The sequence below is a fragment of the Pseudonocardia sp. genome, from assembly GCF_050250275.1.
Classification (GTDB): Bacteria; Actinomycetota; Actinomycetes; order Mycobacteriales; family Pseudonocardiaceae; genus Pseudonocardia.
The window spans coordinates 59,599-73,255 of record NZ_JBFWOY010000020.1 but is presented as its reverse complement, the minus strand read 5'-3'; the positions used below and the strand labels follow the sequence as shown (position 1 = coordinate 73,255).

Here is a 13,657-nt window from a genome sequence, read left to right as displayed (position 1 = left end):
CCGGTCGTTCGACGCGACCGTACCGCGATCGGCGTGGCCGACCGCTACAGGCCGAGCTGGCGGGCGATCAGCATCTTCTGGACCTCCGAGGTGCCCTCGCCGATCTCGAGGATCTTGGCGTCGCGGTAGAAGCGGCCCACGGGGAACTCGTTCATGAAGCCGTAGCCGCCGAAGACCTGCGTGGCGTCGCGGGCGTTGTCCATCGCCGCGTTCGACGACACCAGCTTCGCGATCGCCGCCTCCTTCTTGAACGGCTTGCACGCCTGCATCTTCGCCGCCGCCGCGTACCAGGCCAGCCGCGAAGTGTGGGCGCGCGTCTCCATCTCGGCGATCTTGAACTGGATCGCCTGGTAGCTGCCGATCGGGTGGCCGAACGCCTCGCGCTCGTGGGCGTAGCGGACCGACTCGTCGACGCAGCCCTGCGCGAGCCCGGTGCCGAGCGCGGCGATGGCGACCCGGCCCTCGTCGAGGATCGACAGGAACTGGGCGTAGCCGCGGCCACGCTCGCCGAGCAGGTTCTCGGCGGGGACCCGGCAGTCGTCGAACGACAGCTCGTGGGTGTCGGAGGCGTTCCAGCCGACCTTGGAGTACTTGGGCGCCACCGAGAACCCGGGTGTCCCCGACGGGACGAGGATCGCGGAGATCTCCTTCTTCCCGCCGTCGCGTTCACCGGTGATCGCGGTGACGGTGACGACGGAGGTGATGTCGGTGCCGGAGTTGGTGATGAACGACTTCGAGCCGTTGATGACCCACTCGTCGCCGTCGAGGCGGGCGGTGGTGCGGGTGGCGCCCGCGTCGGAGCCGCCGCCGGGCTCGGTCAGCCCGAACGCACCGAGGTGCTCCCCGGCGACCAGCGAAGGCAGCCAGCGGGCCTTCTGCGCATCGGTGCCGAACCTGTAGATCGGCATGAGCCCCAGGGAGACGCCGGCCTCCAGGGTGATCGCGACCGACGAGTCGACCCGTCCCAGCTCCTCCAGCGCGATGCACAGCGCCGTGTAGTCGCCGCCCATGCCGCCGTGCTCCTCGGAGACGGGCAGCCCGAACAGCCCCATCCGGCCCATCTTCGCGACGAGGTCGTAGGGGAACTCCTCGCGCTCGTAGAAGCCGCCGATGACGGGGGCGACCTCCTTGCGCGCGAAGTCCTCGACCGTCTGGCGCAGGGCTTCCTGCTCCTCGCTGAGTTCCAGCTCCACTACTCCTCCTCCGTCTGTACGTGCAGCAGGACCGCGTCCTTGGCAACCGTCGCGCCCGCGCGGGCGCGCAGCTCGCGGACCACACCGTCGGCCGGTGCGGTGAGGACGTGCTCCATCTTCATGGCCTCGACGACGACGAGCCGCTGACCTGCTACGACGGTGTCGCCCTCGGCCACGTCGACGACCGTCACGGTGCCGGGCATCGGACTGACGACGGGCCCGCCCGCCGCCGCGGAGTCGGCGCGCGCAGCCTCCAGCCGACCCTGCTCCCGCACGGCCCAGGCGTACCCGTCACGGCCGATCCAGAGCGTTCCGTCGGCGGCGCGCGCCGCTCGGTAGCGCCGGGTGACCCCGCCCTGTGAGTGGCGGTAGTCGCTGTCGCGACCATCGCCGCCCACAGGCGCTGTGCTGGTGCTCTCCTCCGGCGAGTCGCCGATCGTCAGGGACGCGGCCGCGGCGCGGCCGCGGGCCGTGACCTCGACCGGCTCGTGCCCGGGGACCAGCAGGGTGCGGGTCGTCGCGGCGACGTCGCCGAGGCGCCAACCGCCGGGGATGTCGAAGGGGTCGACGACGGCGCCCCGCGGTTCGAGGTCCAGCAGCGCGACCCCCGTCGCGACGCCGAGGACGTCGGTGGGGAGGTCGGCGGCAGCCCAGTCGTCGAGGCGGCGGCCGACGAGCCCGGTGTCCAGGTTCGCGGCGCGGACGTCGTCGTCGGCGAGCAGGGCGCGCAGGAACCCGATGTTGGTGCCCAACCCGAGCAGGGTGGTGTTCGCCAGCGCGGTGTCGAGACGGCGGAGGGCCTCGTCGCGGTCGGCGCCGTGGGCGATGACCTTGGCAAGCATGGGGTCGTAGTCGGAGCCGACGACCCCGCCCGCCTCGATGCCCGCGTCGACCCGGAGCCCGGCGCCCGTGGGCGCGTCGAACGCGAGGACGCGCCCGCCCGTCGGGAGGAACCCGGCGCCGGGATCCTCGGCGTAGACGCGGACCTCGATCGCGTGGCCGTCGAGGCGCACGTCGTCCTGGGTGAGCGGCAGGGGCTCGCCGGCGGCGACCCGCAGCTGCAGCTCGACCAGGTCGAGCCCGGTGACCATCTCGGTGACCGGGTGCTCGACCTGCAGCCGGGTGTTCATCTCCATGAAGAAGAACTCGTCGGGCCGGTCGCCGCCCACGATGAACTCGACGGTGCCCGCCCCGGTGTAGCCGACCGACCGGGCCGCCTCGACCGCGGCCGCGCCCATCCGGTCCCGCTGCTCGGGGGTGAGCAGCGCCGACGGCGCCTCCTCGACGATCTTCTGGTGCCGGCGCTGCAGCGAGCACTCGCGCTCGCCCAGGTGCACGACGGTGCCGTGGGCGTCGGCCATGACCTGGATCTCGATGTGCCGCGGCGTGGTGACGAGGCGTTCGACGAGCAGCGTGTCGTCGCCGAACGCGCCCTTGGCCACCCGCCGGGCACCGACGATGGCCTCGGCGAGATCGGCGGCGTGGTGGACCTCGACCATGCCCTTGCCGCCGCCACCGGCGGACGGCTTGAGCAGCACCGGGTAGCCGATCTCGTCGACGGCGGCGGCGAGGTCGGCGTCGGAGAGGCCGGCGCCGTCGGACCCGGGGACGACCGGCACCCCCGCCTTGGCGACGGTCTGCTTGGCGCGGATCTTGTCGCCCATCGCCTCGATCGCCGATGCCGGCGGGCCGACGAACACGATCCCCGCGGCCTCGCACGCCGCCGCGAAGGCGGTGTTCTCGCTCAGGAAGCCGTAGCCGGGGTGGATGGCCTCGGCACCCGTGGCCCGCGCCGCGTGGAGAACGCGCTCGATCGACAGATAGCTCTCGGCCGCCGCGGCGGGGCCGAGCCGGACGGCGACGTCGGCGGCCGCCACGTGCGGCGATCCCGCGTCGGCGTCGGAGTGGACCGCGACCGAGCGGATGCCGAGGCGGCGCAGGGTGCGGATGACCCGCAGCGCGATCTCGCCGCGGTTGGCGACCATCACGGTGCTGAACACGGGACCTCCTCGGGGTCGACGCCATCTGCAGGAACGGGGGGCCACCCGCGCACGGCGCTCACATCCGGAAGACGCCGAACGCGGGGTCCCCGAGGGGCGCGTTGGCGGCGATCGAGAGGGACAGGCCGAGGACGCGACGGGTGTCGGCGGGGTCGATCACGCCGTCGTCCCACAGGCGGGCCGAGGAGTAGTAGGGGTGGCCCTGCTCCTCGTACTGCGCGCGGATGGCCTCGGGGTCGGCGTTGCCGACCGTTCCGAGGACGGTCGCGGCCTGCTCCCCGCCCATGACGGAGATGCGGGCGTTGGGCCACATGAACAGGAAGCGCGGCGAGTAGGCCCGCCCGCACATGGCGTAGTTCCCGGCGCCGAACGAGCCGCCGATGACGACGGTCAGCTTCGGCACCCGCGTCGACGCCACGGCGGTGACCATCTTGGCGCCGTTCTTGGCGATGCCGCCCGCCTCGTACTCGCGGCCGACCATGAAGCCGGAGATGTTCTGCAGGAACACCAGCGGGATGCCGCGCTGGTCGCAGAGCTCGACGAAGTGCGCGCCCTTGACCGCGGACTCGCTGAACAGGATGCCGTTGTTGGCGATGATGCCGACGGGGTGGCCGTGGATGTGGGCGAACCCGGTGACGAGCGTCGTGCCGTACTCGGCCTTGAACTCGTGGAACCGCGAACCGTCGACGATCCGCGCGACGACCTCGCGGACGTCGTAGGGGGTGCGGCTGTCGGTGGGGACCATGCCGTAGAGCTCGGCGGGGTCGACGACCGGCTCCTCCGTCGGAACCGTGGTCCACGGCCGCGGAGCACGCGGGCCTAGCGTCGCGACGATGGAGCGGACGATCTGCAGCGCGTGCGCGTCGTCGTCGGCGAGGTGGTCGGTGACGCCGGAGGTGCGGGAGTGCAGGGCGCCCCCGCCCAGCTCCTCGGCGGTGACGACCTCGCCGGTCGCGGCCTTCACCAGCGGCGGGCCGCCGAGGAAGATCGTGCCCTGGTCGCGGACGATGACGGCCTCGTCGCTCATCGCGGGGACGTAGGCGCCGCCCGCGGTGCAGGAGCCCATGACGGCGGCGATCTGCGGGATGCCGAGCCCCGACATCGTGGCCTGGTTGTAGAAGATGCGGCCGAAGTGCTCGCGGTCGGGGAAGACGTCGTCCTGCTGCGGGAGGAAGGCGCCGCCGGAGTCGACGAGGTAGACGCACGGGAGCTTGTTGTGCAGGGCCACCTCTTGTGCGCGGAGGTGCTTCTTGACCGTCATCGGGTAGTAGGTGCCGCCCTTGACGGTGGCGTCGTTGGCGACGATCACGCATTCGCGGCCCGACACCCGGCCGACGCCGGTGATCATCCCGGCGCCCGGGGCGTCGCCGCCGTAGAGGCCGTGGGCGGCGAGTGGGGAGAGCTCCAGGAAGGGCGACGACGGGTCGAGCAGGGCGTCGACGCGGTCGCGCGGGAGGAGCTTGCCGCGGGCGACGTGCCGTTCGCGGCTGCGTGCGGGCCCGCCGAGGCGGGCGGTGGCGAGCGTCGCGTTGAGGTCGGCGACGAGGTCGCGGTGGGCGGAGGCGTTGCGCGCGAACGTGTCGGCGCCGGGATCGGCCGCCGTGGCGAGCACGGGGGCCTCGGTCGGGCTCGTCATCGACCCTCCAAGCATGTTAGCGATCGTTAACAGGTTAGCGAACGTTAACGTCCGGCGCCAGATGCTGCGCCGTCCGTGCGAGCAGCGCCACTGCCCGCCGGATCCGGTCCGGGGACTGCGCGGCGTACCCGAGAACCAGCCCTGGCGGGCCCGGAGCCATCCGGTGGCTCGACAGAGCCTGGACGAGCACCCCCGCCGCGGCCGCCGCCGCGGCCAGCGCCCGGTCGTCCCCCTCGAACGTGACCATCAGGTGCAGGCCCGCCGCGACCCCGTGCACCTGCGCGGCCGGCAGCTGCTCGGCCAGCGCCGCCAGCATCGCGTCGCGACGAGCCCGCTGCCGCACCCGCACCCGCCGCAGATGACGCTCCAGCGCACCCGACTCGAGCAGTCGGGCGAACACCAGCTGCGGCAACGCGGGCCCACCCAGGTCGGCCATGTACCGCTCGCGGACCAGCTCCTCACGCAGGTCGGCCGGGGCGACCAGCCAGCCCAGCCGAAGCCCCGGCGCGAGCGTCTTCGACACACTCCCGGCATGCGCGACCCGGTCCGGCGCGAGGCCCTGCAGCGCGGGCACCGGCGCGCGGTCGTAACGGAACTCGGCGTCGTAGTCGTCCTCGACGACGAGCCCGCCGTCGGCCGCCCACGCCAGCAGCGCGCGGCGCCGGGCCGGGGCGAGCACGACACCGGTCGGGAACTGGTGCGCCGGGGTGAGCAGCGCCGTCGTCGCCCCGGTGCGGCGCAGCGCGGCCACGTCCATGCCGTCGCCGTCGACCGGCACCCCGACGGGCCGCAGCCCCCAGAACGCCAGCTGCTCCCGGGCGCCCCGCGATCCCGGGTCCTCGACGGCCAGCTCCGGTCTGCCGCGCCGGACCAGCACCCGGGCCAGCATGGCCAGCCCCTGCGCGACACCGCCGACGACGATCACGTCGTCGGCCGCCGCGTGCACTCCGCGAGTACGCCGCAGCCACCCGGCGAGCTGGTGCCGGAGCACCGGATGGCCGCGCGGGTCGGGGTAGGCGAGGTCGGTCGCCGACGTCATGTCCAGCACCTCGCGCTCGGCTCGCAGCCACGCCGCGCGCGGGAAGGCGGAGAGATCGGGCAGCCCCGGCGAGAGGTCGAGCGCCGGCGGGGCCGGCCTGGTCGCGTGGTCGACCGGGGCCCGGCGCGGCACCGTCGCGACGACCGTCCCCCTGGCTCCGCCGGTGGTCAGCAGGCCCTCGTCGGCGAGCCGCCGGTAGGCCTCGACGACCACGCCCCGGGACACGCCGAGGTCCGCCGCGAGGGTGCGCGACGCCGGCAGCCGCGCGCCGACACCCAGCGATCCGTCCGCGACCGCGCCGCGCAGTGCATCGGCGAGCCAGCCGGCGAGCCCGCCGCGCGCGACACCCGTGGGATCGAGCTGCAGGAAGTCCGATCCAGCTGCCATTGCGCCCCCTCGTGACGGCTCCAGCATCTTGGACCACTCGCCCGGGAATGTCTTGGCCCTGTCGAGCAGACCATGGTGCGGCCGACCATCGACGTCATGAGAACGGGGACCGCGCTCGCGACGGGCGGGTTGGGGATGTGCTTCGTCGGCGGGAGCGTCGCCGTGTCCGGGCTGCTGCGCGACGCCCCCGTGCTGACGACACAGGCCCTGCGCTACGCCGCCGCGTTCGCGATCCTGCTGGTCGCAGCCAGGGTGACCGGCCGGCCGGTCCGGCGACCGCGCGGCCGGGAGTGGCTGTGGCTCACGGGGGTCGCGGGCAGCGGGCTCGTCCTGTTCAACGTCGCGCTGGTCCAGGGCTCGGCGCATGCCGAACCCGCCGTCCTCGGGGTGGCCGTCGCGAGCGTCCCGGTACTGCTCGCGCTCGGCGGGACCGGCGACCGGCGGATCGTCCTGGGCGGCGCGGTACTGGTCACCGCCGGTGCGGTGCTCGTCGAGGGCGGCGGCCGGACGGACCCGCAAGGGCTGCTGTGGGCCCTGCTCGTGCTCGCCTGCGAGGCCGGGTTCACGCTGCTCGCGGTCCCCGTCCTGGGCCGGCACGGGCCGTGGGGCGTCTCCGTGCACACGTGCTGGATGGCCACCGTCGGCCTCGCCGTCGGCGGCCTCCTCACCGAGGGGCCCACGGCGGTGACGGCGCTGCGCCCCGGACACCTGCTCGCCGTGGCGTACCTGACGGTCGGCGTCACCGCCGTCGCGTTCGTGCTCTGGTACTCGGCCGTCGGCCACCTGGGCGCAGGCCGCGCCAGCCTCCTGACCGGCGTCGCCCCCGTCGCGGCCACCCTGGTCGGAGCCGCGCTCGGCGCACCGGTGCCCGGCCCCCGGGTGTGGCTCGGGCTCGCTCTCGTCGGGGCCGGGCTGGCCGTCGGGATGCGCCGGTCGCGACGTGCCGCCCCGGCCCCCGCACCGGTCGCTGCCGCGATCGCACGCCCTGCTGAGGGTTGAGCGGGGCACGGAACGGGCAGACAACGGAAGCGCGTCCGCCGGGCGCATCGGACAGAGGAGGCCCACATGGCTCCGACCACACCCTGGTCGTCGACACCGATCGACGTGCAGGACCCCACCATCGTGACCGGGCAGCGTGGCACGGCCTACTCGTGTCCGGACCTGGTGACGCTGGACGGCCACCTCGCCGCCCTCTGTTGCCGGATCCGGCAGGCGACGCCACAGTTCCCGAGCCTGGTGCGGGCCTTCCGCGACGACGTCGACCTGCTCCTCGACCGGCGCCGCTGGCTGGAACTGACGAGCGCCTGAGCACTCACCGGGCAGCGTCGCCGGCCACCGGCGGCCCCGCGGGCGGGTGCCCGTCGCCACGGCCCGAGGGCTGACCCACACTCGGCTGCGTTAGCGGACGTTAACCGACTACGCTGCACCGATGGCCGTTCCGACGGGTGCCGCCACCGGCCGGCGCGAGCAGATCCTCACCGTCGCGGCCCGTCTGTTCGCCAGGCACGGGTTCCACGGGGTGAGCATCGCCGACCTCGGCGCGGCGGTGGGCGTCAGCGGGCCCGCGCTCTACCGGCACTTCCCCGGCAAGGAGGCGCTGCTCGCGGAGATGCTCGTCGGCATCAGCGAGCACCTGCTGGCCGGCGGCCGGGAGCGCGCCGAGGCGGGCCGCGACGCTCTGGCCACGCTCGAGGCTCTCGTCGACTTCCACCTCGACTTCGCGCTGACCTCGCCGGACCTGATCGTCGTGCAGGACCGCGACCTCGCGAACCTGCCGCCCGAGCCGCGGCGCACGGTCCGCCTGCTGCAGCGCACCTACGTCGAGATCTGGGTGGACGTGCTGCGCGAGATCACCCCCGGGCTGTCCCCGGAGGCGGCCCGGATCGCCGCTCACGGCGCGTTCGGCCTGCTGAACTCCACCCCGCACAGCGGCGCGGCCGGCAGCAGCCGCGAGGTCGCGGCGCTGCTGCGCGGCATGGCGGTCACCGCCCTGACCGCGCTGCCCGCAGCCTGAGCCCCCGTACCCGTCAGAGCCTGACCTCGCTGCCGGTCGCGACCCGGCCGGCGACCGTCGCGTCGCGTCCGGGGCGGCGCACGCCCCCGACGAGCAGCCGCAGCCCGTTGAGGCACACGACGACCGTCGACAGCTCGTGGCCGACGACCCCGAGGACCAGCGGCAGCGTCCCGACGAGGTCCCACGCGACCAGGCCGGCGATCACCGCGCCTGCGAACGCGAGGTTCGCCCTGGCCACGCGCGTCGCCCTGCGGGACAGGGTCACCAGTGCCGGGAGCCCGCCCATCGGGTCGCGCAGCAGCACGCCGTCGCCCGCCTGGACGCTGAGCGCGCTGGCGCCGTGCCCGACGGCGAGTCCCACGTCGGCGACGGCGAGCAGGGGTGCGTCGTTGACGCCGTCGCCCGCCGCGAGCACGGTGCGTCCGTCACGGCGCCAGGCCTCGACGATGTCGGCCTTCCCGTCGGGCAGCAGCCCGGCGTGGACCTCGCGGATGCCCAGGCGCGCCGCCACCGCGGCGGCGGGGCGGTCGGCGTCGCCCGTGAGCAGCACCGGGACCCGGCCGGTCAGTCCGGTGAGCGCGTCGACGGCCCCGGCGGCCCCGGGGCGCAGGTCGTCGGCGATCCCGAGCACCCCGGCGACCCGGCCGTCGACCCGCACGACGACCGCGGTGGCGCCGCCGGCCTCGACGTCGGCGCCGACGAGCTCGCCGGGTACCGGTCGCCCGACCGTCACCTCCTGCCCGCCGACCGAGGCCCGCACACCGATCCCCGGCTCGGCCGCGAACGCAGCCGCCACCGGGACGGTGAGCCGTCGGCGCGCCGCCTCCTCCCGGACCGCGCGTCCGAGCGCGTGCTCGCTGCCGGCCTCGGCCGCGGCGGCGAGCGCGACGAGCCCGTCGGGGTCGGTGCCGTCGAGAGCGTGCACCTCCACGACGCGCGGGCGGCCCGAGGTCAGCGTCCCGGTCTTGTCCAGCGCCACGGCGTCGACCGTCGCGAGGGCCTCGACGACGGTGGCGTCGCGCAGCAGCGCGCCCCGGCGGGCGGCCACGGCGATCGCGGCGAGCAGGGGCGGCATCGTCGCCAGCACGACCGCACAGGGCGACGCGACGATCATGAACGTCATGGCGCGCAGCAGGGTCGGCTCGAACGCGGCGCCGAACAGCAGCGGCACCCCGATCAGGGCGGGCGTGACGACCACGACGCCGACCGAGTAGGGCTGCTCGATCCGCTCGATGAGCAGCTGGCGCCGCGAGGACGACCCGGTGGCCCGTTCGACGCGCTCGCGGATTCCGGCGACCACCCAGTCGCCGGGGTCGCGGTCGACCCGCACCCGCAGCGCGCCCGTGCCGTTGACCGTGCCGGCGTGCACGGCGGTGCCGATCCCGGCAGGGCGGGGCAGTGGCTCGCCGGTCAGCGACGCGGTGTCGATCTCGCTCGCGCCGTCGACGACCTCGCCGTCGGCGGGGACCCGCTCGCCCGGCCGGACGAGGACGACGTCACCGACCCGCAGCTCGCGGGCGGCGACGGTCGCCTCGGAGCCGTCGCCTCCGAGGCGGACCGCGGTCTCCGGGGCGAGATCGAGCAGGGCCTCGATGCCGCGCCGGGTGCGGGCGGTCATGACCGCTTCGAGGGCCCCCGACGTCGCGAAGATGACCACGAGCAGCCCGCCGTCGAGGGGCTGGCCGATCGCCGCGGCGGCGAGGGCCGCGACGACCATCAGCAGGTCGACGTCGAGGGTGCCGTGGCGCAGTGCCCGCAGGCCCGACCGGGCGGGTTCCCAGCCGCCGGCGACGTAGCAGACGGTCCAGGCGACTGCGGTCGCCGCTGCGGGCGCGCCGAGCAGCTGGGCGGGGACGGCGACGGCGAACGCCGTGAGGGCGAGCAGGGCGGAGCGGACCTCGGGGAGCACCCACTCACTCTATATGCGCACTCACGCAGATACGCAACCAGAAGATTTCTTCACAGCAGGCCGACGCCCCCCAACCGCTCCTCGTACAGGTCCAGGGCCTCCTGCCCGTCGGCCGCCTCGGCCTCGGAGCGCCGCCACAACTCGCCGAGATCGACGTCCGACCGCGCCACCCGCTCCGCCCACGCGACCGCGTCACGGCGCCAGTAGCCGATCACCCCGTACGACTCCGCGGGCAACCGCAGCTCACGACGCAGGTACGTGCGGACGGCACGGGTCGCCGCCGCCTCACCCGCGACGTAGACGTACCCGGGCCCCTCGGGCAGCACCAGCTCCCGGGCCAGGCGCTCGAGCCGCGACCCCCCGTGCACGACCTGGCGGTTGTGCACCCACGTGACCTCGGCCCCGGCCAGCTCCTGCTCGTCCGCGGTCGACGGGACCTCCGCGACGACGATCGTCCGCATCCCCGCGGGCGCCTCCTCCGCGATGCGCGCCGCCGCGGGCAGGCCGGTGGTGTCGACGAGCAGCACCTGCCAGCCGACCCCGTCGGGCCGGGTGAACCAGCTGTTCTGGTGGGTCACCGCGAGCCGGTCGCCCGGCCGGCCGCGGCGCGCCCACGCCGTCGCGGCGCCACCCTCGTGGACGACGACGTCGACGGTCACCCGGTCACCCTCGACGCGCCGCACCGTACGGAGACCGCCCGTTCCTGACCGCGCGGGGCCGAAACGACTCCGCTGTGTGTCCGCCCACACGGGCTATTGAAGTAAGCCTTCCCTTAGGCAAAGGTAGCCTAGTCCTCACCCAAAGGGAGCGCGTGCATGTCTCGATGTGGGTCGTTCGACCTGGTCGGCGTCGGTTTCGGACCATCGAACCTGGCGCTCGCCGTCGCCGTCGCCGAACACAACAGCAGCACCCCTGGCGCGGGGTTGAGTACCCGGTTCGTGGAACGGCAGCCCACGTTCGGATGGCACCGCGGCATGTTGCTCGAAGACGCGACGATGCAGATCAGTTTCCTCAAGGACCTCGCCACCCTGCGCAACCCCGTCAGCCCGTACGGCTTCCTGTCCTACCTCCACGACCGGGGCCGGCTGATCGACTTCATCAACTACGGGAGCGCGTTCCCGACACGTCTGGAGTTCCACGACTACCTGGAATGGGTCGCCGGGCGATTCGCCGACGACGTCGACTACCGCACGACCGTGACCTCGATCGATCCGGTACCCGACGCACCCGAGTTCCTCGACGTCAGGACGTCGGGCGGGACGACGATGCGCACCCGTAACGTCGTGGTCGCCACCGGGCTCACCGCGAACCTGCCCGACGGGGTGGTCCCGGGAGAGCGGATCTGGCACACGCGCGACCTCCTCACCCGCACCGACCAGCCGATCGACCCGCGTCGCGTGATCGTCGTCGGCGCCGGGCAGAGCGCAGCCGAGGCGGTGGACCACTTCCACCGCAGGTTCGAGTCCGCTGAGGTGTGGGCCGTCTTCAACCGCTACGGCTACAGCCCCGCCGACGACACACCGTTCGCCAACCGCGTGTTCGACCCGGGCGCCGTCGACGACTTCTTCGGAGCACCCCCCGAAGTCAAACAGATGATTCTCGGCTACCACGCCAACACCAACTACTCGGTCGTCGACCCCGAGCTCATCGAGTCCCTCTACCGCCGCCATTACCACGAGAAGATCAGCGGGCGCGAACGGCTGCGGTTCCTCAACGTCAGCCGCATCGGTGACGTGGTGGCCGGCCGCGACCACGTCGAACTGGTCCTCGAGTCGATGCTCGACGGTGGGCGCGAAGCCGTCAGAGCCGACCTCGTGGTCTATGCGACCGGATACCGGCCCTCCGACCCGTGCGCCCTCCTCGGCGACCTCACCGGATCCTGCCTGCGCGACGACACCGGCCGCCTGAGCATCAACCGCGACTACCGGGTGGCCACCGACGAGGCGTTGCGCGCGGGAATCTACGTCCAGGGCGCGACCGAACACACCCATGGACTGTCGTCGACGCTGCTGTCGAACATCGCCGTGCGTAGTGGGGAGATCGTGCAGTCGATCGCCGAGCGCAGCTCGGCCCTGGTCTGACCCACCCACGACAGAAGGCGAGACACGGATGTCCACCAACCCGTTCGACGACCCGGACGGCACCTTCCACGTACTGGTCAACGACGAGGAGCAGTACTCGCTGTGGCCCGCGTTCGCGGCGGTCCCCGAGGGCTGGCGCGTGGTCCTGTCCGCAGCCGGCCGCCAGGAGTGCCTGGACCACATCGACGAACACTGGGACGACCTGCGCCCCCGCAGCCTGCGGCAGCGCTCCGAGCCGGCCGCGCCGACCCGCTGATCCCGGGCGCTTCAGCGCCCAAGAACGTCCCTGATCGACCTCCGAGGAGCACAACCGTGAGTATCCGCATGCCCCGAACACTTCGACGACGGACGCTGCTGCCGCTCGCAGCGGCGCTCGCCGTGGCCCTCGCCGGCTGCGGCACAGCGCAGTCGCCCGCCTCGTCCCCGTCGGCCCCGCCGGCCGGTCCCGGCTTCCCGGTGACCATCGACCACGCCCTCGGCTCCACCACCATCGCCACCTCGCCGCAGCGCGTGGTCACCATCGGCTGGAGCGACCAGGACGCCGTCCTCGCCCTCGGTGTCCAGCCGGTCGGCACGACGGAATGGTTCGACGAGCAGCCGGGCGCGATCTTCCCGTGGGCGACCGCGGCCGCGAAGGGGGCGACCCCCGAGATCGTCGCGAACGCCGGCGAGATCAGCTTCGAGAAGGTCGCCGCCCTGCGTCCGGACCTGATCCTCGCCCTGTACGAGGGCCTGGACCGCTCCGAGTACGACAAGCTGTCGGCGATCGCCCCCACCGTCGCCCACCCGGGCGCCTACGACGCCTTCGGTGCCCCCTGGCAGGAGACGACGGTGACGATCGGCCGCGCGCTCGGCCGCGAGGCGCAGGCCAAGGACCTGGTGGCAGGCGTGGAGCAGAAGCTCGCCGCTGTCCGCACGGCTCACCCGCAGTGGGCCACGAAGACCATGCTCGTGATGGCGACGGCCGAGGCGGGCACCTACGGGGTCTTCTCGCCGCAGGACCCCAAGGCCCGGTTCTTCGCCGACCTCGGCTTCTCGACGCAGCCCCCGTGGCTCGCCCCGCGCGTACAGGACAACCTCGCGAACGTCAGCGCCGAGGAGTTCACGCTGCTCGACGTCGACCGCCTCGCCTGGACCTCCGACCCCGACCTCCTGGCCACCCTGCAGAACGACCCCATCTACAACCGGCTCGACGTCGTCCGCAACGGCCGCGTGTCCTACTTCGACTACACGCAGGCCCCGTTCCCGGGTGCGGCGATCACCTTCAACACCGTGCTGAGCATCCCCTACGCCCTCGACCAGGTCGTTCCCGAGCTGGAGAAGCTGGACGCCAAGCCGTGACCGCAGTGAGCATCGACGAGCTGACGCCGTGGGCCCGCAGTCCCCTGCGGGAGGTCG

The 13,657-nt window shown here is 73.6% G+C and carries 12 protein-coding genes; 6 read left to right on the top strand and 6 right to left on the bottom strand.

Going from position 1 to position 13,657, the window contains the following annotated elements:
* Positions 1–44: 44 nt before the first annotated feature.
* From AB7F12_RS18785 to AB7F12_RS18770, 4 genes are read right to left on the bottom strand one after another with little or no spacing between them, the layout of a single operon-like run.
* Complete coding sequence (locus AB7F12_RS18785) at positions 45–1,193, bottom strand: acyl-CoA dehydrogenase family protein (protein WP_428499189.1); 1,149 nt, start codon at positions 1,191–1,193, stop codon at positions 45–47.
* Positions 1,193–3,193, bottom strand: a complete 2,001-nt coding sequence (locus tag AB7F12_RS18780) for an acetyl/propionyl/methylcrotonyl-CoA carboxylase subunit alpha (protein ID WP_428499190.1) — start codon at positions 3,191–3,193, stop codon at positions 1,193–1,195. The genes AB7F12_RS18785 and AB7F12_RS18780 overlap by 1 nt, the downstream gene beginning before the upstream one ends.
* Positions 3,194–3,251: 58 nt before the next feature.
* Positions 3,252–4,829 carry a carboxyl transferase domain-containing protein gene (locus AB7F12_RS18775; RefSeq protein ID WP_428499191.1) on the bottom strand — a complete coding sequence of 526 codons (1,578 nt, stop codon included), beginning with the start codon at positions 4,827–4,829 and terminating at the stop codon, positions 3,252–3,254.
* Between the two features lie 34 nt (positions 4,830–4,863).
* Positions 4,864–6,255, bottom strand: coding sequence for a PLP-dependent aminotransferase family protein (locus AB7F12_RS18770; RefSeq protein WP_428499192.1), 1,392 nt, complete (start codon positions 6,253–6,255; stop codon positions 4,864–4,866).
* Positions 6,256–6,351: 96 nt separating this feature from the next.
* Here AB7F12_RS18770 and AB7F12_RS18765 point away from each other — a divergent pair, with 96 nt between their 5' ends.
* The 3 genes from AB7F12_RS18765 (at position 6,352) to AB7F12_RS18755 (ending at position 8,269) form a co-directional block, all read left to right on the top strand.
* The gene (locus AB7F12_RS18765) at positions 6,352–7,254 is read left to right on the top strand and encodes a DMT family transporter (RefSeq protein WP_428499193.1); all 903 of its coding nucleotides are present in this window, start codon (positions 6,352–6,354) and stop codon (positions 7,252–7,254) included.
* 66 nt (positions 7,255–7,320) lie between these two features.
* Positions 7,321–7,563: a hypothetical protein gene (locus AB7F12_RS18760; RefSeq protein ID WP_428499194.1), complete on the top strand. Its 243-nt coding sequence runs from the start codon at positions 7,321–7,323 to the stop codon at positions 7,561–7,563.
* A gap of 121 nt (positions 7,564–7,684) precedes the next feature.
* Positions 7,685–8,269: an SACE_7040 family transcriptional regulator gene (locus AB7F12_RS18755; protein ID WP_428499195.1), complete on the top strand. Its 585-nt coding sequence runs from the start codon at positions 7,685–7,687 to the stop codon at positions 8,267–8,269.
* Positions 8,270–8,282: 13 nt separating this feature from the next.
* Here AB7F12_RS18755 and AB7F12_RS18750 read toward each other — a convergent pair whose 3' ends face one another.
* Both AB7F12_RS18750 and AB7F12_RS18745 read right to left on the bottom strand, forming a co-directional pair.
* Entirely contained in the window at positions 8,283–10,178 is a 1,896-nt protein-coding gene (locus tag AB7F12_RS18750; RefSeq protein WP_428499196.1) for a heavy metal translocating P-type ATPase, read from the bottom strand.
* A 50-nt stretch (positions 10,179–10,228) separates the two neighbouring features.
* Entirely contained in the window at positions 10,229–10,861 is a 633-nt protein-coding gene (locus AB7F12_RS18745; protein ID WP_428516666.1) for a siderophore-interacting protein, read from the bottom strand.
* A gap of 132 nt (positions 10,862–10,993) precedes the next feature.
* Here AB7F12_RS18745 and AB7F12_RS18740 point away from each other — a divergent pair, with 132 nt between their 5' ends.
* From AB7F12_RS18740 to AB7F12_RS18730, 3 genes are read left to right on the top strand one after another with little or no spacing between them, the layout of a single operon-like run.
* A complete protein-coding gene (locus tag AB7F12_RS18740) occupies positions 10,994–12,259 on the top strand; it encodes a lysine N(6)-hydroxylase/L-ornithine N(5)-oxygenase family protein (RefSeq protein WP_428499198.1) in 1,266 nt (421 codons plus the stop codon).
* Positions 12,260–12,287: 28 nt separating this feature from the next.
* Complete coding sequence (locus tag AB7F12_RS18735; RefSeq protein WP_428499199.1) at positions 12,288–12,515, top strand: MbtH family protein; 228 nt, start codon at positions 12,288–12,290, stop codon at positions 12,513–12,515.
* Positions 12,516–12,571: 56 nt separating this feature from the next.
* Positions 12,572–13,600 carry an iron-siderophore ABC transporter substrate-binding protein gene (locus tag AB7F12_RS18730; RefSeq protein WP_428516664.1) on the top strand — a complete coding sequence of 343 codons (1,029 nt, stop codon included), beginning with the start codon at positions 12,572–12,574 and terminating at the stop codon, positions 13,598–13,600.
* Positions 13,601–13,657: the final 57 nt, after the last annotated feature.

Coding starts and splice junctions, on each gene's coding strand:
- AB7F12_RS18775 (WP_428499191.1), bottom strand. CDS start 4,829: ATGACGAGCCCGACCGAGGCCCCCGTGCTCGCCACGGCGGCCGATCCC.
- AB7F12_RS18770 (WP_428499192.1), bottom strand. CDS start 6,255: ATGGCAGCTGGATCGGACTTCCTGCAGCTCGATCCCACGGGTGTCGCG.
- AB7F12_RS18765 (WP_428499193.1), top strand. CDS start 6,352: ATGAGAACGGGGACCGCGCTCGCGACGGGCGGGTTGGGGATGTGCTTC.
- AB7F12_RS18760 (WP_428499194.1), top strand. CDS start 7,321: ATGGCTCCGACCACACCCTGGTCGTCGACACCGATCGACGTGCAGGAC.
- AB7F12_RS18755 (WP_428499195.1), top strand. CDS start 7,685: ATGGCCGTTCCGACGGGTGCCGCCACCGGCCGGCGCGAGCAGATCCTC.
- AB7F12_RS18740 (WP_428499198.1), top strand. CDS start 10,994: ATGTCTCGATGTGGGTCGTTCGACCTGGTCGGCGTCGGTTTCGGACCA.
- AB7F12_RS18735 (WP_428499199.1), top strand. CDS start 12,288: ATGTCCACCAACCCGTTCGACGACCCGGACGGCACCTTCCACGTACTG.